This is a genomic window from Brevundimonas nasdae (assembly GCF_019395145.1).
Taxonomy (GTDB): Bacteria; Pseudomonadota; Alphaproteobacteria; order Caulobacterales; family Caulobacteraceae; genus Brevundimonas; species Brevundimonas nasdae.
In genome coordinates this window covers 1,551,034-1,573,346 of sequence record NZ_CP080034.1, presented here as the reverse complement: position 1 = coordinate 1,573,346, position 22,313 = coordinate 1,551,034, and the positions used below count along the sequence as shown (strand labels likewise).

The 22,313-nt window shown below is 65.3% G+C and carries 23 protein-coding genes; 21 read left to right on the top strand and 2 right to left on the bottom strand.

Features of this window, described 5'->3' with window-relative positions:
• Nucleotides 1-82: 82 nt before the first annotated feature.
• The 8 genes from exaC to KWG56_RS07710 all read left to right on the top strand — a co-directional run bounded on the left by exaC (nucleotide 83) and on the right by KWG56_RS07710 (nucleotide 8,918).
• The gene (gene exaC / locus KWG56_RS07745) at nucleotides 83-1,600 is read left to right on the top strand and encodes an acetaldehyde dehydrogenase ExaC (RefSeq protein ID WP_219354342.1); all 1,518 of its coding nucleotides are present in this window, start codon (nucleotides 83-85) and stop codon (nucleotides 1,598-1,600) included.
• Between the two features lie 149 nt (nucleotides 1,601-1,749).
• Nucleotides 1,750-2,778: an alcohol dehydrogenase AdhP gene (gene adhP, locus KWG56_RS07740; protein ID WP_219354341.1), complete on the top strand. Its 1,029-nt coding sequence runs from the start codon at nucleotides 1,750-1,752 to the stop codon at nucleotides 2,776-2,778.
• Between the two features lie 197 nt (nucleotides 2,779-2,975).
• On the top strand, nucleotides 2,976-4,133 hold the full coding sequence (locus KWG56_RS07735) for an aminotransferase (protein WP_219354340.1): 1,158 nt from the start codon (nucleotides 2,976-2,978) through the stop codon (nucleotides 4,131-4,133).
• A 295-nt stretch (nucleotides 4,134-4,428) separates the two neighbouring features.
• Entirely contained in the window at nucleotides 4,429-5,436 is a 1,008-nt protein-coding gene (locus KWG56_RS07730; protein WP_219354339.1) for a cysteine synthase A, read from the top strand.
• Nucleotides 5,433-6,374 (top strand): transcriptional regulator GcvA, encoded by a 942-nt coding sequence (gcvA, locus tag KWG56_RS07725; RefSeq protein WP_201100268.1) that lies wholly within the window; start codon nucleotides 5,433-5,435, stop codon nucleotides 6,372-6,374. The genes KWG56_RS07730 and gcvA overlap by 4 nt, the downstream gene beginning before the upstream one ends.
• Before the next feature lie 88 nt (nucleotides 6,375-6,462).
• On the top strand, nucleotides 6,463-7,452 hold the full coding sequence (locus KWG56_RS07720; RefSeq protein WP_219354338.1) for a methionine ABC transporter ATP-binding protein: 990 nt from the start codon (nucleotides 6,463-6,465) through the stop codon (nucleotides 7,450-7,452).
• A complete protein-coding gene (locus tag KWG56_RS07715) occupies nucleotides 7,452-8,108 on the top strand; it encodes a methionine ABC transporter permease (protein ID WP_201100270.1) in 657 nt (218 codons plus the stop codon). Before KWG56_RS07720 ends, KWG56_RS07715 begins: the two co-directional genes overlap by 1 nt.
• A gap of 15 nt (nucleotides 8,109-8,123) precedes the next feature.
• Nucleotides 8,124-8,918, top strand: a complete 795-nt coding sequence (locus KWG56_RS07710) for a MetQ/NlpA family ABC transporter substrate-binding protein (RefSeq protein WP_219354337.1) — start codon at nucleotides 8,124-8,126, stop codon at nucleotides 8,916-8,918.
• A 3-nt stretch (nucleotides 8,919-8,921) separates the two neighbouring features.
• Here the strand turns inward: KWG56_RS07710 and KWG56_RS07705 are convergent, their stop codons facing one another.
• Entirely contained in the window at nucleotides 8,922-9,809 is an 888-nt protein-coding gene (locus KWG56_RS07705; protein ID WP_219354336.1) for a LysR family transcriptional regulator, read from the bottom strand.
• Between the two features lie 96 nt (nucleotides 9,810-9,905).
• On the opposite strand from KWG56_RS07705, the gene KWG56_RS07700 reads away from it, so the two are divergent.
• From KWG56_RS07700 to KWG56_RS07685, 4 genes are all read left to right on the top strand, one after another.
• Nucleotides 9,906-10,757, top strand: a complete 852-nt coding sequence (locus tag KWG56_RS07700; protein ID WP_219354335.1) for an N-acyl homoserine lactonase family protein — start codon at nucleotides 9,906-9,908, stop codon at nucleotides 10,755-10,757.
• 84 nt (nucleotides 10,758-10,841) lie between these two features.
• A complete protein-coding gene (locus tag KWG56_RS07695) occupies nucleotides 10,842-11,114 on the top strand; it encodes a hypothetical protein (RefSeq protein ID WP_219354334.1) in 273 nt (90 codons plus the stop codon).
• A gap of 342 nt (nucleotides 11,115-11,456) precedes the next feature.
• Complete coding sequence (locus KWG56_RS07690) at nucleotides 11,457-14,078, top strand: TonB-dependent receptor (RefSeq protein ID WP_219354333.1); 2,622 nt, start codon at nucleotides 11,457-11,459, stop codon at nucleotides 14,076-14,078.
• An 18-nt stretch (nucleotides 14,079-14,096) separates the two neighbouring features.
• Nucleotides 14,097-14,441 carry an ArsC family reductase gene (locus KWG56_RS07685; protein ID WP_219354332.1) on the top strand — a complete coding sequence of 115 codons (345 nt, stop codon included), beginning with the start codon at nucleotides 14,097-14,099 and terminating at the stop codon, nucleotides 14,439-14,441.
• Between the two features lie 15 nt (nucleotides 14,442-14,456).
• On the opposite strand, the gene KWG56_RS07680 is transcribed toward KWG56_RS07685, so the two are convergent.
• Nucleotides 14,457-14,696: a DUF2188 domain-containing protein gene (locus KWG56_RS07680; protein WP_219354331.1), complete on the bottom strand. Its 240-nt coding sequence runs from the start codon at nucleotides 14,694-14,696 to the stop codon at nucleotides 14,457-14,459.
• 198 nt (nucleotides 14,697-14,894) lie between these two features.
• Between KWG56_RS07680 and KWG56_RS07675 the strand changes: the two genes are divergently transcribed.
• The 9 genes from KWG56_RS07675 (at nucleotide 14,895) to KWG56_RS07635 (ending at nucleotide 22,271) form a co-directional block, all read left to right on the top strand.
• Nucleotides 14,895-15,293, top strand: a complete 399-nt coding sequence (locus tag KWG56_RS07675) for a DUF6249 domain-containing protein (RefSeq protein ID WP_201100278.1) — start codon at nucleotides 14,895-14,897, stop codon at nucleotides 15,291-15,293.
• A 24-nt stretch (nucleotides 15,294-15,317) separates the two neighbouring features.
• Entirely contained in the window at nucleotides 15,318-15,875 is a 558-nt protein-coding gene (locus KWG56_RS07670) for an RNA polymerase sigma factor (RefSeq protein WP_201100279.1), read from the top strand.
• On the top strand, nucleotides 15,865-16,272 hold the full coding sequence (locus KWG56_RS07665; protein ID WP_219354330.1) for a hypothetical protein: 408 nt from the start codon (nucleotides 15,865-15,867) through the stop codon (nucleotides 16,270-16,272). Before KWG56_RS07670 ends, KWG56_RS07665 begins: the two co-directional genes overlap by 11 nt.
• A 59-nt stretch (nucleotides 16,273-16,331) precedes the next feature.
• Nucleotides 16,332-17,168, top strand: coding sequence for a 3-methyl-2-oxobutanoate hydroxymethyltransferase (panB, locus tag KWG56_RS07660; RefSeq protein WP_219354329.1), 837 nt, complete (start codon nucleotides 16,332-16,334; stop codon nucleotides 17,166-17,168).
• Between the two features lie 78 nt (nucleotides 17,169-17,246).
• Entirely contained in the window at nucleotides 17,247-17,996 is a 750-nt protein-coding gene (locus KWG56_RS07655) for a tetratricopeptide repeat protein (RefSeq protein ID WP_219354328.1), read from the top strand.
• 23 nt (nucleotides 17,997-18,019) lie between these two features.
• Nucleotides 18,020-19,399 (top strand): PQQ-binding-like beta-propeller repeat protein, encoded by a 1,380-nt coding sequence (locus KWG56_RS07650; protein WP_219354327.1) that lies wholly within the window; start codon nucleotides 18,020-18,022, stop codon nucleotides 19,397-19,399.
• Nucleotides 19,400-19,430: 31 nt separating this feature from the next.
• Nucleotides 19,431-21,050, top strand: coding sequence for a ribosome biogenesis GTPase Der (gene der, locus KWG56_RS07645; protein WP_219354326.1), 1,620 nt, complete (start codon nucleotides 19,431-19,433; stop codon nucleotides 21,048-21,050).
• Nucleotides 21,051-21,054: 4 nt separating this feature from the next.
• Nucleotides 21,055-21,534 (top strand): NUDIX hydrolase, encoded by a 480-nt coding sequence (locus KWG56_RS07640; protein ID WP_201100285.1) that lies wholly within the window; start codon nucleotides 21,055-21,057, stop codon nucleotides 21,532-21,534.
• Nucleotides 21,535-21,644: 110 nt separating this feature from the next.
• The gene (locus KWG56_RS07635; RefSeq protein WP_219354325.1) at nucleotides 21,645-22,271 is read left to right on the top strand and encodes a methyltransferase family protein; all 627 of its coding nucleotides are present in this window, start codon (nucleotides 21,645-21,647) and stop codon (nucleotides 22,269-22,271) included.
• Nucleotides 22,272-22,313 lie beyond the last annotated feature (42 nt).

The window sequence follows — 22,313 nt, the reverse complement described above, 5'->3', positions numbered from 1 at the left end:
GCGTCGCGCGCCAAGCAGGCAGACCTTCTGATCCCAACGACGTCGATAATCGACGCCCGAGGAACACAAGCAGGAGGCTTTGATGACCAAGCCAGAATTCGTCCGCGCTGCGACCCCCAAGTTCAAGGCGCGCTATGACAACTTCATCGGCGGCGAGTGGGTCGCCCCCGTCAACGGCCGCTATTTCGAGAACCTGTCTCCGGTGAACGGCCGCGTGCTGTGCGAAGTCGCACGCTCGGACAAGGCGGACGTCGAACTGGCGCTGGACGCCGCCCATGCCGCCAGGGACGCCTGGGGCAAGACCAGTCCGGCCCAACGCGCGTTGATCCTGAACAAGATCGCCGACCGGATTGAAGCCAACCTGCAGGCCGTCGCCGAGGCCGAGACATGGGACAACGGCAAGCCGGTTCGCGAGACCCTGGCCGCCGACATCCCTCTTGCCATCGACCATTTTCGCTATTTTGCCGGCTGCATCCGCGCACAGGAAGGCGGGATTTCGGAGCTGGATAACGACACCGTCGCCTATCACTTCCACGAACCGCTGGGCGTGGTCGGTCAGATCATTCCGTGGAACTTCCCGATCCTGATGGCGGCATGGAAGGTCGCACCGGCTCTGGCGGCGGGCAACTGCATCGTGCTGAAACCCGCTGAGCAGACGCCCGCCTCGATCCTGCTGGTGGTGGAACTGATCCAGGACCTGCTGCCGCCAGGCGTGCTGAACATCGTGTCCGGCACCGGCGTCGAGGTCGGCGAGCCGCTGGCCACCAATCCGCGCATCGCCAAGATCGCCTTCACCGGCTCGACCGCCGTCGGTCAGAAGATCATGGAGTACGCCACCCAGAACATCATCCCCGTGACGCTGGAGCTGGGCGGCAAGTCGCCGAACATCTTCTTCAAGGATGTGATGGATCAGGACGACGCCTTCCTGGACAAGGCGCTGGAGGGCTTCGCCATGTTCGCGCTGAACCAGGGCGAGGTCTGCACCTGCCCCAGCCGCGCCCTGATCCACGAAGACATCTATGAGGCCTTCATCGAGAAGGCGATCGCCCGCGTCGAAGCCATCAAACAGGGCGACCCGCTGGACCCGACCACCCAGGTCGGCGCCCAGGCCTCGGACCAGCAGCTCAAGAAGATCCTGTCCTATCTGAAGATCGGCAAGGATGAGGGGGCAGAGGTTCTGACTGGCGGCGATCAGGCCGTGCTGAAGGACGATCTGGCAGGCGGCTATTACGTGAAGCCGACCATCTTCAAGGGCACCAACGACATGCGGGTGTTCCAGGAGGAAATCTTCGGTCCGGTGCTGGCCGTGACCACCTTCAAGACGCTGGAAGAAGCCATCGAGATCGCCAATGACACCGAGTACGGTCTCGGCGCCGGTGTCTGGTCGCGCGACATGAACACCGCCTACCGCGCGGGCCGCGCCGTTCAGGCGGGCCGGGTGTGGACGAACTGCTATCACCAGTATCCGGCGCACGCGGCGTTCGGCGGTTACAAGAAGTCGGGCATCGGGCGTGAGAACCACCGGATGATGCTGGACCATTATCAGCAGACCAAGAACCTGCTGGTCAGCTACAGCCCCGACAAACTGGGCTTCTTCTGATCTGAATCAAGGATGACCACCCCCTGACCGGTCATCCTTGTATCGCTCTCCGTCAACCGTTTCGGAGAGCGTCCCCCACGACGGGCGGGTCGATGACCTGCTATCGGCCCGCCCGTCACCTTCACAATCCGACCTAGAAGGACTGATCCATGCCTAGGACCATGAAGGCCGCCGTCGTGCGCGAATTCGGCAAGCCGCTGACCATCGAAGAGGCGCCCATTCCCGAACCCGGTCCCGGCCAGATTCAGGTCAAGATCGAGGCCTCCGGCGTCTGCCACACTGACCTGCACGCCGCCGAGGGCGACTGGCCAGTCAAGCCGAACCCGCCCTTTATTCCGGGCCACGAAGGCGTCGGCTTCGTCTCTGCCGTGGGCGCGGGCGTGACACTGGTGAAGGAAGGCGACCGGGTCGGCGTGCCGTGGCTGTATTCAGCCTGTGGTCACTGCAAGCACTGTCTCGGCGGCTGGGAGACCCTGTGCCACGATCAGCAGAACACCGGCTATTCGGTCAACGGCGGGTTCGCGGAATACGCCATCGCCGACCCGAACTACGTGGGCCATCTGCCCGCCAACATCTCTTTCACCGAGATTGCGCCGATCCTGTGCGCGGGGGTCACGGTCTATAAGGGGCTGAAGATGACGGAGACACGGCCCGGCGACTGGGTGGTGATCTCGGGCATCGGCGGTCTGGGCCATGTCGCGGTTCAGTACGCCAAGGCGATGGGTATGAATGTCGCCGCCGTCGACGTCGACGACGCCAAGCTGGATCTGGCGCGGCGTCTGGGGGCGACGGTGACCGTCAACGCCAAGACCTCCAACGACCCGGCCGCCGAGATCAAGGCCCAGACGGACGGCGGCGCGCAGGGCGTGCTGGTCACCGCTGTCTCGCCCAAGGCGTTTGAGCAGGCGGTCAACATGACCTCGCGCGGGGCGACCATCGCGCTGAACGGCCTGCCGCCCGGCGACTTCCCCCTGTCGATCTTCGACATGGTGCTGAACGGAACGACGGTGCGCGGCTCTATCGTCGGCTCGCGTCTGGACCTGCAGGAGGCGCTTCAGTTCGCCGCCGACGAAAAGGTCAAGGCGACGGTGTCGGTCGAGCCGCTGGAGAACGTCAACGACATCTTCCAGCGCATGCACAAGGGCCAGATCGAGGGTCGCGTAGTCATGACGATCTAAAGCGACGGCGGCGGCGCGGCGGTCAGCTTAGAAAAACCGCCGGGGCCACGCCTATTTCTGAAAGGGCCATCCGACGATCCTGTGCCATGTACGGTTGTGTCATGCGATCCTCCCTTTGATCTGGGCCGCGCCTCTGGTGCGGCCCTTCTTTTTGCGTCGACTTGCCAAGGGGCTGCGAAGCCGGTTCGGATGTCGGCATGAGCCATCCCGTCTTCACCGACATGCCGACCACCGTGTTCGAGGTCATGTCCGGTCTCGCCCGCCAGCACGACGCCATCAACCTGGGGCAGGGGTTCCCCGATGCGCCGGGGCCAGAGGCGCTGCGTCGTCTGGCGGCGGAGGCTGTGCTGAACGGGCCGAACCAGTATCCGCCGTCGCGCGGCGTGCCCGCCCTTCGCGAGGCTGTGGTCGAGCATTATCGCCGTCTGCAGCAGGTCAATCTGTCGGTGGACGGGGTGGTGGTCACATCCGGCGCGACCGAGGCCATCGCCGCCGCCCTGTTCGCCCATGTCAGTCCGGGCGACGAGGTGCTGATCTTCGAGCCCGCCTATGACGCTTATCGCCCGCTGATCCAGCGCGCGGGCGGGGTGGTGCGGGCGGTGGCCCTGACCGCGCCGACATGGCGGCTGACGGAAGAGGCGATTGAGGCGGCGGTGACGCCTGCGACGCGGATGGTGCTGTTCAACAATCCGCTGAACCCGGCGGCGCGGATGTTCGACACCGGGGAGATCGCCGCACTGGCCAGGGTCTGCGTCCGTCATGACCTGATCGCCGTCAGCGATGAGGTGTGGGAGCATATCGTCTTTGACGGGCGGCCCCATCGCAGCCTGCTGTCGGCGTCGGGCATGGCGGAGCGGACCATCAAGATCGGGTCGGCGGGCAAGATGTTCGGTCTGACAGGGTGGAAGGTCGGTTTCGCCTGCGGGGCGCCCGAACTGATCACCCCCGTCGCCAAGGCGCATCAGTTCCTGACCTTCACCACAGCGCCCAATCTGCAGACGGCGGTGGCGGCGGGGCTGGGCTGGGGGGCGGACTGGTTCAGGGCTCAGGGCGACGATCTGGGACGGTCGCGTGACCGACTGGGCACCGCGCTGAAAGCCGAGGGCTATGCCGTCACGCCCAGCGAGGGAACTTATTTTCTGTGCGTCGATCTGGCGGCGTCGGGCCTCGCCTTGCCGGATGAGGATTTCTGTCGGCGTATCGTCACCGAGTTCGGCGTCGCCGCCATTCCGTTGTCGGCCTTCGAGGCGACGCCGATCACGCGCACCGTGGCGCGCCTGTGTTTCGCCAAGTCGGATGCGGTTCTGGACCAGGCTGCGGAACGTCTGGGGCGGGCGCGTCGGGCTTTGATCTAGTTCAGAAAAACTGCACCCGCGCTCATTCCTTCTGGCGTGTGTCCGGGCACGACGCTGGCTACAGAGATGTGGCGCGCCTCCCCGCGCTCTTTCCCGCACTTAAGGCCGCGTCTGCTATCCCCGGGCGCGGCCTTCTTGTTTTTGCGGCCGATGATGGGGCGCGGTGTGCGCGGGGGCGGCTTTGCTGATAGATCGTCTGTACACAAACTCTATCAACGGCTGTCAGCAAAGAAGGTCTTCTCATTTTGGATGAGAATTTCTACAAGGCGAAGCTGTCTTTCGAATCGGACCTTCCATGCGCGCCGCCGCAGATATTCTGTCCCTCATCGGCGATACGCCGCTGATCCGCCTGAACGCCGCCTCGGCGGCGACGGGCTGTGACATCTATGGCAAGGCCGAGTTCCTGAACGCTGGTCAGTCGATCAAGGATCGCACGGCGCTGGGTCTGATTCAGGCGGCCCGGGCATCAGGAGAACTGAAACCAGGCGGCACCATCGTCGAAGGAACGGCGGGCAACACCGGCATCGGTCTGGCCATCGTCGGCGCTGCTCTGGGGCACCCGGTCGTCATCGTCATGCCGCGCAGCCAGACCGAGGAAAAGAAGCAGGCGGTGCGGATGCACGGCGCGCGTCTGGTCGAGGTCGATCCCGCGCCCTTTGCGAGCCCCAACCACTTCGTCCATTTCTCGCGTCGTCTGGCCGCCCAACTGAACGAAAGCGAACCCAACGGCGCCATCTATGCCGACCAGTTCGACAATCTGGCCAACCGCCGCACCCACTACGCCACGACCGGCCGAGAAATCTGGGAGCAGACGGAAGGGCGGATCGACGGCTTTGTCTGCGCCGCCGGGACCGGCGGGACGTTGGCGGGGGTGTCGGCCTATCTGCGCGAACAGAAGGCGGACATCGCCATCGCCCTGGCGGACCCGCCGGGCGCGGCCTTGCACAGCTGGTTCACGCGCGGGGTGCTGGAAAGTCACGGCTCCTCTGTGACCGAGGGCATCGGCGTCAACCGCATCACCGGCAATCTGGAAGGTCTGACGGTCGATCATGCCTGGCGGATCGAGGACGAAGAGGCGCTGGCGCTGTTGTTCGATCTGGTCCGCGACGAGGGCCTCAGCCTTGGTCCGTCCAGTGGCGTGAACATCGCAGGCGCGATCCGTCTGGGGCGGGCGCTGGGGCCGGGCAAGACCATCGTCACCGTCCTGTGCGACCCCGGTCAGAGGTACGCCGGAAAAATCTATAATCCCGCCTTCCTGCGCACGCGCGGCATTGCGGTTCCGTCATGGCTGGAGGGCGCATGAGCCAGGACTCCGATCCCCGTAAGCTGCCGCCCCTGAACGCGCTGAAGGCGTTCGAGGCCGCGGCCCGTCTGTCCAGCGTGTCGCTGGCCGCTAAGGAGTTGAGCGTCACGCCCGGCGCCGTCAGCCAGCAGGTGCGCCTGCTGGAAGACCATGCTGGCGGTCCGCTGGTGCGGCGCGAGGCGGGCGGGCTGGTCCTGACCGAACTGGGCGCCCGGCTGCAGCCGGTGCTGCGCGACGCCTTCGAGCATATGAAGCGCGCCGCCGACATCATCTATGGGCCGTCGCGGCGTCAGTCCCTGTCGGTCAGCGTGCCGCCGTCCTTCGCCGTGCGCTGGCTGGTGCCGCGCATGGCGCGGTTCTCGGCCCAGCATCCCGAGATCGAAATCTGGATTTCCGCCGACATGCAGTTGGCCGACATCGCGGGCGGGCGCGCCGATGTGGCGGTGCGCTATGGTCAGGGCGATTATCCCGGCGTGCGGACCGAGGTTCTGGTCGAGGCAGGCGTGATCCCGATCTGCAGTCCCAGTCTGCTGCATGGCCCCAAGCCCTTGGCGACGCCCGCCGACCTGATCAACCACACCCTGATTCACGTCGGCCGTTCGACGCTGGAGGAGCCGCGCCCGGACTGGGCGGCATGGCTGGGATCACGCAAGCTGGATCAGATCGACGCCACCCTGGGTCCACGCTTTGACCAGACCGCCTTCGCCATCGAGGACGCTGTCCATGGTCGTGGCGTGGCGCTGGCGCCGCGCGCCTTCGTCGCCGCCGATCTGGCGTCCGGTCGTCTGGCCGCGCCGTTCGCCGACGGATATCTGGCGACGGACAACGCCTATCGTCTGATCACCCGGCGCGGCGCCCTGCGGCCGGAGGCTCAGGCCTTTGTCGCCTGGCTGCGGGCCGAGGCGGCGGCGGATGCGGTCGTGAAGGACGAACTATAGGCCGCACTTGCGTCGCAAGCCGTCATCACACTAGACCGCGCGACCGGCGCCGCCGTTCTTGTTCAGGACCAGCCATGATCCGTCTGCCATGATCCGTCTTGAGGGTGTCACCCGCCAATTCCGCAGCGCCGCAGGCGCGCGCACGGCGCTGGACAATGTCGACCTGACCGTCGCGCCGGGCGAGGTGTTCGGCGTGGTCGGGCGATCCGGCGCGGGCAAGTCGACGCTGGTGCGGACCATCAACCTGTTGGAACGGCCCGATGCCGGGCGCGTGTTTGTCGCGGAGCAGGAACTGACAGGCCTGAAACCCGCCGCGCTTCGCGCCGCCCGCCGTCGCATCGGCATGATCTTCCAGCATTTCAACCTGCTGCACAGCCGCACCATCCGCGACAACATTGCCCTGCCTCTGGTGCTTGAGGGACGGTCGCGGGCCGAGATTGCGCGGCGGGTCGATGAACTGATGGAGCGGCTGGGCCTGACGGAACACGCGCGCAAATATCCGGCGCAGCTTTCGGGCGGCCAGAAACAGCGCGTCGGCATCGCCCGCGCCCTGACCAGTGAACCGTCGATCCTGCTGTGCGACGAGGCCACCAGCGCCCTCGATCCCGAAACGACAGAGGATATTCTGGCCCTGCTAGATTCGCTGAACCGCGAACTGGGCCTGACGCTTGTGCTGATCACTCATGAGATGGAGGTGGTGCGCCGCGTCTGCGATCGGGTGGCGGTGATGCAGGACGGGCGGATCGTGGAGACCGGCGCGACCGCCGACGTCTTCCTGAACCCCCAAACCGCCGCGACGCGCAGCCTGCTGGCCGAGGGCGAATCCCACACCGCCGCCCCGCGTCCGACCAGCGGCACGGTGGCCCGTCTGGTGTTCCGGGGGCAGGGGACGTTTGACCCTGTGCTCAGCCGCATCTCGCGCGAGACGGGCGTGGATCACGCCATCCTGGCGGGGCGCATCGGTCGGTTCCGCGATCAACCCTATGGCCAGCTCGAAATCGCCTTCCAGGGCGAGCATACCGACATGGCCATCAGCCGCCTGCGGGCCGAGGGTGTCGAAGTAGAGGTCCTGCCCTGATGTTCGCCAATGTCGACTGGACCACGATAGCTGAGGCGACGAGCGACACCCTGCTGATGCTGTTCGCGTCGCTGGCCATCACCGTCATTCTGGGCCTGCCGCTGGGGGTGGCGCTTTACGCCACGGGCAAGGGGCGGCTGCTGGAGAACCGCGTCGTCAATCTGGTGCTGTCCTTCATCGTCAATGTGCTGCGGTCGGTGCCTTTCATCATCCTGTTGATCGTCATGCTGCCGGTGACGGTGTTGCTGGTGGGGACATCGCTTGGCGTGGCGGGGGCCATTCCCCCGCTGGTCGTCGGCGCAGCGCCCTTCTATGCGCGGCTGGTCGAGACGGCCCTGCGCGAGGTCGAGCGCGGCATGATCGAGGCGACGCAGGCGATGGGCGGCACGACGTGGCAGATCGTCACCCGCGTCCTGTTGCCCGAAGCCCTGCCGGGCATTCTGGCCGGGGCCACGGTCACCGCCATTGCTCTGGTCGGCTATACGGCCATGGCGGGCGTGGTCGGGGCAGGGGGCTTGGGCGACCTGGCCATTCGCTTTGGCTATCAGCGCTTCCAGACCGACGTCATGGTGGTGACCGTAGTTCTGCTTCTGATAATCGTACAAATTCTGCAGGTGCTCGGCGACCGTTGGGTCGCTAGGGTTTCGCACCGCTAAGTCGAAGGTTCCGCCATGCTGCGTCGCGCTGTTCTCCTGTCCGCCCTCGCCCTGACCCTGGCCGCCTGCGGTCAGTCCAAGCCTGCGGGCGAAGGTCCGCTGAAGGTCGGCGCCACCGCCGTTCCGCACGCCGAGATTCTGGAGCAGGTGAAGCCGATCCTGGCGGATGAGGGCATCGACCTGCAGATCGTGGTCTTCAACGACTATGTTCAGCCGAACACGCAACTGGCCGAAGGGCGGCTGGACGCTAACTATTTCCAGACCAAGCCCTATCTGGATGAGTTCAACAAGGCGCGCGGGGCCAGTCTGGTGACCGTGGCGGGCGTGCATGTCGAGCCGCTGGGCGCCTATTCACGCCGTTACAAGTCGCTGGCCGAACTGCCGGCGGGCAGCGACGTCGCCCTGCCGAACGATGCCTCCAACACCGGGCGCTCGCTTCTGCTGCTGCAGAAGGCCGGTCTGATCACCCTGCGCAAGGGCCAGGATCCGCTGCAGACCGTCGCCGACATTTCGGGCAACCCCAAGGGTCTGAAGTTCCGCGAGCTGGAAGCCGCCACCCTGCCGCGCGTGCTGGATCAGGTGGCTCTGGCCGTGATCAACACCAACTACGCTCTGGACGCCCAGCTTAGCCCGCGCAACGACGCCCTGGCGCTGGAGGACGGCGACAGCCCCTATGTGAACTATCTGGTGACGCGCCCGGACAACCGCGACGATCCGCGCATCAAGGCCCTGGCCGCCGCCCTGACCAGCCAGCAGATCAAGGACTATATCAACCGCACCTATGAGGGCGCGGTCGTCCCGGCCAAGTGATTTCTAGCGCGCCGTCGACCAGTCAAAATCGATAGGCGCGCGGAATTCCGACGCCGCAAAGGTCTCCGCCAGCCAGCTCATCGTCGCCTGGACCGCGGGGGCCTTTCGCACCTCTTCGTGCACCACCAGCCATATGCCGCGTGCGGGCGCCGCGATGCCCACGTCCACGCGGACCAGATCGGTGTTCTCGGTCATGAAGACGGGCAGGGCGGCGACGCCCAGTCCCGCGCGAACGGCGCTGATCTGGGTGTGGATGTCGCTGGACCGAACCGAGATCGGCCGTCCATCGGCATAGTTGGCCAGCCAGACCTGATGCGGCAGATGCGCCAGGTCTTCATCCGAAAGAACAAAGCTCCAGTGCTTCGGGGCCGTGATTGCCACCGACGGCGCCGCAAACAACCCCAACTGCATGACGCCCAGTCGACGCGCGACCTGGGTCGGCCCATCGGGCTGAACCAGGCGGATGGCCAGGTCGGTTTCGCCCCTCTCAAGCGAACTGACGAACGGCGTGGCTTTCAGCGTCACCGTCAGGCCGGGATAGAGGGCGCTGAACCCCGTCAGCCTTTCCGCCAGAAAATCACTCGCCAGGGCGGGGGGCAGGCTGATGCGGACATTGCCTGTCAGGTTGTTGTCGAAGGCGCGGGCGCGACGCGTGACGGCTTGGGCGGTCTGCTCCATCTCGCGCGCCAATGCAGCGATAGCATCGCCCTGCGGCGTCAGCACAGTGTTGCGGGGCAGGCGGGTGACCAGGGTTGTGCCGAGTTCCGCCTCCAGCGCCGCGACCCTGCGCCCGATGGTGGCGTGATTGACCTTCAGCAGTCGCGCCGCCGCAGACAATGACCCTGTGCGCGCCAGGACCTCAAAAATCCGCAGGTCGTCCCAATCGAACATCCGATCATATTCGCACAGATCGTGTGCGGATTGTCCGAGTTTTCACACAGAGTCGAAGCCGCCAAATCGAGGGCTCATTGATAGGAGCGACTTCTGATGTCCCGGCTTGCCGTTTTCGCCGCCGCCCTGGCGGCTGTCCTTTGTTTCACGTCAGTTGCGCAAGCGCAGTCGGCGCCCGCGTCTGCCCCGTTGCGCCTCTATACGCTCGACTGCGGGACCCTGGCCCTCGACGACATGGCCCCGTTTTCCGATACGGGGGAACACGCTGGCGAGCGTGGCGTGATGGCGGTTCCATGCTTCCTGATCCGCCACGGATCGGAATGGCTGTTGTGGGACACAGGTCTTGGTGATCGACTGGCCGCGGTCCCCGGCGGCATCAGTCAGTTCGGCGGCCAGTGGACCGTCGGTCGGACGTTGGTTTCACAATTGGATGGGCTGGGCCTGAAGCCGTCTGACATCACCTATGTCGCCCTGTCGCATACTCATGCCGACCACTCGGGCAATGCCAATCTTTTCCCGAACGCAACCTGGATCATGGACCCGGTGGAACTCGTCGGCCTGCATGCCGACCCGGCGCCGCTGGGGGTCATCCCCAGTCTTCTGACGGTGCTGGATCACGCTACGATCCGTCGATTTGACGGTGACGCCGATGTGTTCGGTGACGGCAGCGTGCTGATCCTGAAGACGCCGGGCCATACGCCGGGGCACAAGTCGCTGCTGATCCGGTTGAAGGCCGCTGGCCCCATTCTTCTGACCGGCGACCTGTATCATACGCGGGAGAACAGGGCCTATCACCGGGTCCCGTCGGTGAACGTCAGTCGCGCAGACACCCTGGCCTCGTTCGGACGTTTTGACGGGGTGGCGGCGCACGAGAATGCGCGGATCATTGTCCAGCATTCGACTGAGGATGTGGCCACCTTGCCGGTCGCGCCCGCATGGCTCGAATAGCGGTGCTCCCTACAAAGGCGGTTGTGTGACGTAAAATCGCCGTCTCTAAGCTCTAGGCGCACTCGCTACAGTAGAGGAGCTTACATGGCTGCGATTCCTGATCATCCTAATGACGACGGCTCATGGGCCCGACTGGAAGGCCGCGAGGGCTTTGCCCTGTGGCGGCGCCAGCGCATGACTTTCGCGCCGATCACGATGTTCTATGTCGTCGCGCCGCCTCGTCAGACCGAAATCATCTATGATGAAGAAAAGGCACGCGCGCGCTACGATCAATTGATCGAACTGGCTGAGGCCGCAGAGGCCGCCCGTCGTCCGCCCCCTCCGGCTTCAGAGCCGACCCCGGACGCCGAACTCTAAGACGTTTGACCCATCCCGCCGTTGGCGGGATGGGTTTCTTAATTGCGGTGTGAGGCATCAGCCCGCCGCAGCGCGAAGACAGCGACGACGATCCCCTCATTTCAGCGTGGCCTGCATAACCCGATCCGCTCGACGCGATCGGGGGGCGATCACACGCGAGGATGCTGGGCGAGATCTGTCAGTCTCTGGGAAATCCGTTCCCTGCTTTCCGTGTGAACCGATGGCCTGCTCCGTGCCCTCATAACGCCGGCATCGGCCGAATTTGCAAAACTGCAAAATTACACTTTCGCAAAATGGCGAGCGTGGCTAGAAGCCGCCCACCAATCGCGGGGAGTAGTGAATATGGCGCGGCGCATAGCCTTGATGGGTACAGCAGCCTTGGCATGGATGGCCGGGGCGGCCACTGTGCAGGCGCAGGATGCGACATCCCGCGTCGATGACATCGTCGTCACCGGATCGCGCATCGCAGGCGGCGATCGCATTGCCCCGGTCGAGACGGTGGGACGCGAGGCCCTGGCGGCGGCGGGCGTATCCGACACCTCCGAAATCCTGCGCTTGATCACCGCCAACTCGGGATCAGAGGCGCGGGTCGATCAACTGAACCAGCCGCAGAGCTCGGGCACGGCCCAGTTCAATCTGCGCAATCTGGGCCTGGGTTCGACCCTGGTTCTGGTTGACGGCCAGCGCTGGACCAGCAGCGCGGTGGTCGCCACCGACGGCTCTGCCTTTGTCGATATCAACTCGCTGGTTCCGATGATCGCGCTGCAGCGGGTCGAGATCGTCAAGGACGGGGCGTCCGCCGTCTATGGCTCTGACGCCGTCGCGGGCGTGGTGAACTTCATCACGCGTCACGACGTGGCTCGCCCGGAAATCAGCGCCAAATACGCGGTCGCGGACGGGTCTGAGGAAAGCGTCATCGAGGCTATAGGCGGGTTCAAGCTGCTGGGCGGCGACCTGACGCTTGCGGCCTCGCACTTCCACCGTTCGGCCCTGGGCTCGGACGAGCGCGGCTTCACCCAGGCAGAGCGTTACGGCCGCGCCGGATGGACCGCCGTGACCAGCTATGGCCAGCCTGGCTCTTATTTCCGACCCAGCAAGAACGCCTATGCGCCCGACCCGGATTGCGGCAATCCGGCCTTTGGCAAGGCGTACAAGAACTCGGCGTCCGACACCTTCTGTCGGCTGGATTATTCCGACTTCTTCGACCTGATCCCGGAAGAGACGCGGACCCAGGTGTTCGCCGATTATCGCCGTCCGGTGGGCGATGTGAACCTGTCGCTCCAGGCGGCCTATTCTTCGACCGAGACGGAGGCGCGGCTGACGCCGTCATTGCCGATCCTGGCGCAGGCCCTGACGGTGCCGGGATCGCACCCGGACAATCCCTTTGGCGAGGACGTGCTTTTCCGGGGGCGTCTGCTGGGCGCCGAGGCCGGGGCCATGCGGTCGCAATTTGAGTATCAGACCTGGCGCCTGACCGCCGGTCTGGACGGCGCCTTCGCCAACGGCTGGACCTGGAATGTCGCCGCAACCGCCAGTCGCCAGCACGTCGCCTATGACAAGCCGGACGTGATCGGCAGCGCGCTTCAGAACGCACTGAAAGGCTTGGGTGGGGCAGGCTGCAATCCGGCGACGGGCGCTCCAGGCGCCGGCGGCTGTCAGTATTTCAATCCGTTCGGCAGCGCCTATCTGGGCACGGGCACGGCCAATAGCGCCGCCCTGATCGACAGCCTGACCGGAAATGTAGGTCTGCGCGGCGCCTCTGGCCTGATCACCCTGGACGCCTCGACCAGCGGGCAGGCGTTTGCGTGGAACGGCGGGTCGGTCGATGTCGTTGTCGGCGCTCAGTATCGCCGCAGCACCTTCCGTCATGACTGGAGCGATCTGGCCAACGCGGGCGACCTGTTGACCTCGGGCTATTCGCCGGACTTTGCCGGCGATCAGGAGGCTCTGGCCGCCTTCGCCGAGGCGCGCATCCATCTGGGCGACCGGATCGAGGCGCAACTGGCTGGACGCTATGAATCCTATGATGGCGATCAGGGCCGTTTCAGCCCCAAGGCGGCGATCCGCTGGGACGTGACCGACGCCTTGGCCCTGCGCGCCTCATGGGGGCAGGGGTTCCGGGCGCCGTCCGTCTATGCCCTGTCGGGCGCACAGGCGTCGCAGCCGTCGGTGTTTGACCGGGGGGCCTTCGTCTTCGTCAACACCCTGACCTCGGGCGATGCGAACCTGAAGCCCGAGAAGTCTGAAAGCCTCAGCCTCGGCGTCCTGTGGCGACCTGTTCAGGGGCTGGAACTGGGTCTGGACGCCTGGCGTTTCGACTACACCGATCTGGTGGTCAAACAGTCCGCACAGGCCGTCATCGATCAGGCGGCGGCCGACACGGCCGCGGGCCTGACCGGAACGGACGCCCAGAAGCGCGTGACCCGCGCGCCCAACGGCGCCCTGACCTTCGTGCAACTATATTTCGCCAATGCTTCGTCCATCGAGACGCAAGGCGTGGATCTGTCCGCCCGTTATAGCCATGACCTATGGGGCGGGCGGGCGACGGCCTTGGCGACCTGGACCTATGTCGACAGCTACGACATCCGACTGAACGCGGGTTCGGCCTCGGTCTCGGGTGTGGGTTCGACCAACCTGAACAACATCGGTCGGTCACTGCCGCGCAATCGAGGTGAGTTCGCCCTGGCCTGGAGCAATGGCGCCAATGCGGTCACGGCGCTGGTCCACTACACCGCCGGATACCAGAACGACCGCAGCGGCATCACTGACCCGAACATCGCCAGCCAGACGACGGCGGATCTGCTCTACACCCGCACCATCGGTTCCGACCTCGATCTGGCGCTGGGCGTGGTCAACGTCACCGACGAAGACCCGCCGCTGGCCCAGTTCGCCCTCGGCTATGACCCCGTCGTCGCCGACCCGCGCGGGCGTGTGTTCAGCCTGGGGCTGACGAAGCGGTTCTGACACGCTAGGGAGCCGTGCATGATCACCATGTACGGCATCCCCAACTGCGACACGGTCAAGAAGGCGCGTGTCTGGCTGGACCAGCACGGCGTCGACTACGTCTTCCATGACTACAAGAAGGCGGGCGCGGATGCGGGACTGCTGGGTCAGTGGATCGACGAGCACGGCTGGGAGACGGTGCTGAACCGCGCCGGGACCACGTTCAAGAAACTGCCGGACGCCGACAAGGCCAATATCGACAAGGCCAAGGCCATCGCCCTGATGGTCGCCCAGCCGTCGATGATCAAACGCCCTGTGCTGGACCTGGGCGAGCGTCGTCTGGTTGGTTTCAAGCCGGATGTTTACGCCGCCGCCTTTGCATAGACGGAAGGCTGGAGATCAGCCCTGAACTTCGGTCTCGGGACGGTCATGGCCGTCGGCGCTTTCGGTCACCCATTTGCCGCCGGACGTTTCATATTCGATGACGGCGTTCTGGTCGGGCACCTTCTGTTCGCGGGCGGCGCGCACAGCCGCACCCCGGGCGGCCTCATGGCTGGGAAAGGTCTCTGAATAGGTGCCGTCGAGGGTATAGGCCCAGCCACCGTCATGTTCGACAACGCGATAGGTGATGTGGGCCATTGGGTCGCTCCTGATGGGTGAACGGGTCGCCCCGCCTGGATGCGCCAGAAACACATGAGATGCGGCATAGGTTGCCGTCGTTCGGACCTTACGAAGATTTCACCTAGGATTTCGCATCTATAGGGTCGGGTCGCAGCCTCTTGTGATCAGAAGGCCGCCGCAGCAGGCTGGCCGCAAGGGCTAACGAGGGTACGCACCATGGAAGACTTCATTCCGATCTTCGCCATCTTCGCCGTTTTCGGCACGATCACGGCCATCGTCTTCGGTCCGATTTTCCTGAAGTATCGCGAAAAGCGCGACATGCAGGAGACGATCCGCCACGGGGTGGACAAGGGTCAGCCCTTGCCGGCCGAACTGATCGACGCCTTGACCAAGGATGTGCAGCGGGCGCTGCCGTCACGCCTGAAGGACATTCGTCGCGGCATCATCTGGCTGGCGGTCGGCATCGGCATCGCCGCATTCAGCGTCGTCAGCGAGATTGGCGGCGCCCGCTGGAACGGCAACTTCGACAACGGTCTGCTGGGCATCGCCTGCATCCCCGCGACGATTGGCCTGGCCTTCATCGTCCTGAGCTTCTTCAACCCGCACAAGGACTGACGGGAACCGGCAGGGGCAACCGTCATGAAGCAATCTCTTCGAGAGATGCACGACGTCGAACTGGCCGCCCAGGCGGCGGCCGGTGGTCGGCGGGAGTATGGGGAGCTGGTCCGTCGGCATGGCTCGGCGGTCCGGGGCCTTCTGCGCCGCATGGGCGCCGCGCCGTCCCTGGCGGACGACGTGGCGCAGGACGCTTTTCTGCAGGGGTTCCAGCGCTGCGCTGAGTTCCGGGGGCAGGGGACCTTTGCGGGATGGATCAAGAAGATCGCGGCGCGCCTGTATCTGAAACGCGTCGCACGAGAGGCCCGCTATGTTGAAGAGGTCGAGACGGATGACGCTCAGATCAGCGTCGACACCGCTGGCCTGATGGATCTGGATGAAGCCTTGAAGACCTTGAACGAAACCGAACGGGTCTGCGTCACCCTCTGCCACGGCGCGGGGATGGCGCATCCGGAAATCGCGGCGGCCATGAATCTGCCGCTCGGAACGGTGAAATCCCATGTCAAACGTGGTCTGGATAAACTCCGCGCCCGGCTATCACCGGCGCAGACATCTGGCGGGAGGTCGACCTATGTCGGTTGATGAGTACGATCCGATGATCGAACGACTGTTCGCCAAGACGACGCCTCTGCCGGATGAGGCCCTGTTCGCCGCCGAACTGGCGGTGCGGATGGAGAAGCGGTCGCGCTGGCGGACCTTGGCCCTGACGGCGGCGGGCGTTGTGGGCGGCGGCGTCGCCGTGCGCGAGGTCGTGCAGTTCAACTTCAAGAGCAGCGCCCATCAGGCGGCCAGCCTGTCCGACAGCGTGCGGGCCGTCGCCGCGACGGCGCAGGGCGCGACCCAGAGCGGCCTGGACGGGCTGGGCATCGGTTCATTCGATCTGATGAGCGGCTCGGGCATGATGGCGTTCTGGATCGTGGCAGGGGCGCTGTTCGCGCTTCTGGCGGCGGGCGCGGTCAAGCTGTCCCAGGACGTCTGAGCGTGACTCCACCGGCGGGTGCGCCTATCTGACCGCAGTTCAGTCAGGAGGCCCGTCGGATGTCCGCGCAAACCCAAGAGACCGTCAAACGCATTACGGTGCCGGAGATCGCCGCCCGCAAGCGTGGCGAGCCGATCGTCTGCCTGACCGCCTATGATGCGCCGACGGCCGGGCTGCTGGACCCGCACTGCGACGTGCTGCTGGTCGGTGACAGTCTGGGCATGGTGGTGCATGGCCTGCCCAACACCGTCGGCGTGACGCTGGACATGATGATCCTGCATGGCCAAGCGGTCATGCGCGGGTCGCGTCGGGCCATGGTGGTGGTCGATCTGCCGTTCGGCTCCTATGAAGCCAGCAAGGAGGCCGCCTACGCCGCCAGCGTGCGCGTGATGCAGGAGACCGGCGCCCAGGCGGTCAAGCTGGAGACGGGCGTGGAGATGGCCGAGACGGTCGCCTTCCTGGTCAAGCGCGGCATTCCGGTCATGGGCCACATCGGCCTGCGCCCGCAGGCGGTCCTGGCTGAGGGCGGGTTCAAGGCCAAGGGCCGCACCGACGCCGAGCGCGAACGGGTCATGGCCGAAGCCGTCGCCATAAGCGAGGCGGGCGCCTTCTGCATCGTCATCGAAGGCGTCGCCGAATCACTGGCGCGCGAAATCACCGACATAATCGACACCCCGACCATCGGCATCGGGGCATCGGCGGCCTGTGACGGCCAGGTTCTGGTGATTACGGACGTTTTGGGCGTTTTCGACTGGGCGCCGAAGTTTGTGCGCAAATACGCCGATCTGCGCACGGAAATTGACCGCGCGGCGGCTTCATTCGCCTCTGACGTCCGCGCCCGCCGTTTTCCTGCCGAAGTCGAGACCTACTTCTCGAAAAAACCGGCTTCGTCGTAATGGGTTCGTTGCGGGCGGAGAGACGACCCTCTAGGGTCCGCCCCGGTTTGCTTTAGAGAATTTTGGGGCTGCATATCCGTGGTTGATGTCTTCGAGCAGGTCGAGGAGGAGCTCCGCTCCGACCGTTACAAGCGCCTGGCCCGCACATGGCTGCCCGTTGCGGCGGTTGTTTTGGTCGTTGCGCTGATCGGCGCGCTGGGTTGGTGGGGCTGGGACAGCTACAACACCAACCGCGCAGCCAAGGGCGCGGAAGCCTATGACCGCGGCATGGAGGCCCTGCGCGCTGAAAAGCCGATGGACGCGCGCGCAGCTTTCGAAGAGGCCGTGAACGTCGGCAACGGCGCCTATAAGTCGCTGGCCCTGCAGCAGCAGGCCGGTCTGGCCGTCAGCGCCAACAAATTCCCCGATGCGGTCCGTCTGTTCGACGAGGCGGCGAAGGCCTCCAAGGACCCGATCCTGTCGGACCCGCCCGCGCTGAAGGCCGCCTTCCTGCTGATGGACACCGCGCCGCTGGAAGAGATTGAAAAGCGCCTGACGCCGCTGACGGACGACAAGCGCCCTCTGCACGCCTTCGCTCAGGAAGCCCTGGCTCTGGCCCGTCTGCAGCACGGCAAGGTCAAGGAGGCCCGTGAGGCTTTCGTCCTGCTGCAACTGGGTCAGAACGTGTCTGACGACGTGCGCCAGCGCGCCAGCGCCGCCATCGAAGCGATTGATGCTGGCACCGCAGGCAATCTGAAGGATATCATCGCAGCGGCGGACAAGGCACCTGTCGCCCCCGTCGCCGCCCCGACGCAGAGCCCGGCTCTGGTCGGCCCCGCCCAACAGTGACGACCGTTTACAGGACGCCCCAGATGAACCGAGTTCTGAAAGTCGCACTGATCTGCGGCGTCGCGGCCACCATGGCGTCGTGCGGCACCGTCAGCCGCAATCTGCCCTTCGGCCTGGGCGGCAAGAAGGATGCGGGCTCCACCGCCAGTGAAGGCCAGCGTATTTCGGTGCTGGAGTTCGAACAGCAGCTGGCGCCGTCGGCGGCCCTGTCGGGACGTGACTTCTTCCTGCCGGGCCCGCAGGCCGTCACCGCCTGGACCCAACCCGGCGGCACGACTGAAAACTTGGTCGAACACGTCATCGCCGCGCCGAACTTCCAGATCGCCTGGAAGCGCAGCATCGGCTCCGGTTCGGCCCATGTCGGCAATGTCATGGCCCCGATCGTGGCCGCCGACGGCAAGATCTTCGTCCTGGATGGCGAATCCACCGTCTCCGCCGTGTCTGCTGACACGGGCGAAGTGCTGTGGAAGACCAACGTCAAGGACAGCGAGCGTGACCGCAACGGCGGCTTCGGCGGCGGCGTCGCGGTCGGCAACGGCAAGGTCTATGTCTCGTCCGGCTATCGCTCCATGTCGGCTTTGGACGCCAACACAGGCGCCAAGGTCTGGACCCAGAACGTCGACGCCCCGATCCATGGCGCCCCGACCGTCGCGGGCAACCGCGTCTATGTCGTCGACGTTGACAGCCAGCTGTTCGCCTTTGACGCCACGACCGGCGCTCAGGACTGGACCTATCGCGGCATCGGCGAGCCTGCGCACGTCATGCGCGCCTCCAGCCCCGCCGTCAGCGGCAACACGGTGGTTGCACCCTTCGCTTCGGGCCAGCTGGTCGCGCTCAGCGCATTGAACGGTCAGGCCGTCTGGGAAGAAACCCTGTCGCGCACCAGCCGCACCAGCGCGCTGTCCGAAGTTCGCGACATCGCAGGCCGTCCGGTCATCAGCCGCGCCATGGTGTACGGCGTCAGCCACTCCGGCGTTCTGTCCGCCACTGACCTGCGCTCGGGCCAGCCCAAGTGGCAGCTGCCGGTCGTGGGCGTGAACGCGCCCCTGCCGGTCGGCGACGTGGTCTATGTCGTGTCCAAGTCCGGCGAACTGATCACCGTCAACCGCGACACGGGCCAAGTCTATTGGACGCGTCAGTTGAACGAAGGTCGCGCGCGAAAGGAAGGCGGCTTCCTGACCATCGGACGTCGCACGATCACGCCGCAGTGGTCCGGTCCTCTGCTGGCTTCGAACCGTCTGGTGATGGTCAACTCGTTCGGAGAGGCGGTCGCCTTCGATCCGAAGACGGGTGTGGCCCAGACGACCTTGAAGCTTGGCGCGCCAGCCTATATCGCTCCCGCCGCCTATAACGGCGCGCTCTATGTGCTGACCGACAATGGTCAGTTGATCTGCATCCGCTGATTTTCAGCCCGAATTAAGCTAGAAAGCCGACATGGCTCTAAAGGTCGCCATCGTCGGCCGCCCCAATGTGGGCAAGTCGACCCTGTTCAACCGCCTCGTCGGCAAGCGCCTCGCGCTTGTCGATGACCGCCCCGGCGTGACCCGCGACCGGCGCTATGCCGACGGCAATATCGGCGACTTCGATCTGACCCTGATCGACACGGCGGGCTATGAGGACGTCACCGACGACAGCCTCGAAGCCCGTATGCGCGAGCAGACCGAGGCCGCCATCGAAGACGCCGAAGTCATCATGTTCATGATGGATGCGCGCGAGGGCGTGACCTCGCTGGACCGCATCTTCGCCGAACACCTGCGCCGGGTGCACAAGCCGATCATCCTGCTGGCCAACAAGTCCGAAAGCCGCGAAAGCGGCGGCGGGGTGGGCGAGGCCCATGCCCTGGGCTTTGGCGAACCTGTCGCCATCTCCGCCGAGCACGGCGAGGGCATGGCCGATCTGTACGCCGCCCTGATCGCCGCCTCGGCCGACATCTTCGTCGAGGAGATCGACGAGCCGGACAAGCCGATCCGCATCGCCGTCATCGGCCGCCCGAACGCGGGCAAGTCCACACTGATCAACCGTCTGATCGGCGACGACCGGCTGCTGACCGGACCGGAAGCGGGCATCACCCGCGACTCCATCTCGGTGGACTGGGTTTACGAAGACAAGAACATCCGTCTGGTCGACACCGCCGGCATGCGCCGCAAGGCGCGCGTGCAGGAGAAGCTGGAGAAGCTGTCGGTCGCCGACACCATCCGCGCCATCACCTTCGCCGAGGTGGTGATCCTGGTGATGGACAAGGACGACGCCTTCGACACCCAGGACCTGCAACTGGCCGATCTGGTCGAGCGCGAAGGCCGCGCCCTGATCTATGTCGCGTCCAAGTGGGACCTGGAGGACGAACCCCAGTCCCGCATGGCCAAGCTGAAGGCCATGGCTGAAGACAAGCTGCCGCAGCTGAAGGGTTCGCCTTTCGTGGCCCTGTCGTCCCACTCGGGCAGGGGCGTCGAGCGCCTGATGCCGGCTGTGCTGCAGGCCTATGACACCTGGTCGGTCAAGGTGAAGACCAAGGACCTGAACACCTGGCTGTCCATGGCCACGCAGCGGCATCCGCCCCCCGCCGTGGACGGCAAGCGCATCAAGCCGAAATACATCGCCCAGACCAAGGCCCGTCCGCCTACCTTCGTGCTGATGGCCAATCGCGCCGAGTCGATGCCGGAGCATTACAAGCGCTATCTGATCAACTCGATCCGCGAGAGCTTCGACCTGCCTGGCACGCCGATCCGTCTGAACGTCAAGTCCAGCGGCGCAAACCCCTATGCCGAGGGCGGCGCCAAGTCGGGTCCGGAACGCTACAAGGGCGACGCCAAGACCGCGCCGCGCCGCGTCAAGAAGGCCGAGAAGGAAGAGGCTCTGTCCAAACTGCCCGGCAAGGCGCTGGAGCAGAAGAAGACGCGCAAGGCGCAGCCCAAGGTCCTGGGCGGCCTGAAGTCCAGCGCATCGAAGAAGGCGGGCTCGTCCGTCGCCGTCCAGAAGGGCGCCCGCGGGGGCGCACGCCAGGTCTCACGTTCGGGACGCATCCGCACCGGACAAAAGGGCGGCGCAAAGCGCTGACGCCATGAACCACGCCGCCCCCGCCGACCTGCCTGATCGGCCAACCTCGCGTTGGCTGATCGTGGACGGGCAGGGGCGGGTGCTGTTGTTCCGTTTTGACTATGCGGACGGACCTCTGGCGGGGACCGGCTTCTGGGCCACGCCCGGCGGGGGCTGCGACCCGGGCGAGACCTATGCCGATGCTGCGCGTCGCGAACTGTTCGAGGAAACCGGTCTGGTCGTCACCGATCCCGGACCCGAGGTGGCGCAGCGGATCGAGTGCTTCCGCCTGCCGGACGGACGCATGGCGCGGGTCGATCAACGCTTCTTCCTGTTGCGCAGCGACGATTTCGATCTGTCGTCGCAGGGATGGACTGAGGAAGAGCGCGGCGTTCTGGCCGAGCACCGTTGGTGGAGCGTGGCCGATATTCGTGCGTCAGCTGAAACCATCTGGCCCGATGATCTGGCGGAAATCGTTGAGAGCCTGCCTTCCCTAGCGCACTGATTTTCAATCGCATTCTGGTCCGAAAATGGCTGAAAGCGGGGGGATGACAAGCGGCGCTTTTTACGCCTTAGTGGCCTGTCCCTGCGACATTCTGTCAGGAAGCCATCCTCATGACGACGATCCAGAGCTTTGACCTTCAGGCGGTTCAGAAGGTGCGCAAGGCGGCAGTGCTGGCGGCGCTGATCGGCTTGACCGGGCTGACGCTGGTGTCGCAATCGGCGACGGGCTTGGAAAGCCGACTGCATGAGGGGGTTGAGGCTGTCGGGCTGGCCGCCATCGTTTTCGCCATCGTCGGGCGCGCCTGGTGTTCGCTCTATATCGGCGGGCGAAAGAAGGCCGAGATCGTTTCGCGCGGACCTTATTCGATTACGCGCAACCCGCTGTATGTCTTCAGCTTCTTTGGCGCGTTCGGCGTAGGCGCGCAGAGCGGCAGCCTGACCATAGCCGCCCTGTTCATGCTGGCGTCCTACGGCGTCTTCTTCCTGACGGTGCGCCGCGAGGAGGCCTGGCTGGGCGCAACCTTCGGCCCCGACTATGAAGCCTACAAGGCCCGCACGCCGCGTTTCATGCCGCGTTTCTCGCTGTGGCGAGATGAGACGGAGCTTTCTGTGCGTCCGTCCTTCTTCCTGACCACCATCCGCGATGGTCTGGTCTTCCTGTTGGCGATCCCGCTGTTCGAACTGATCGACGCGGCCCAGGCGCAGGGCTGGCTGAAGGTCCTGGCCTATCTGCCTTAAGGCGCCGTCCGGCCCCGCATTCCCAGCACCGCATCGCGATAG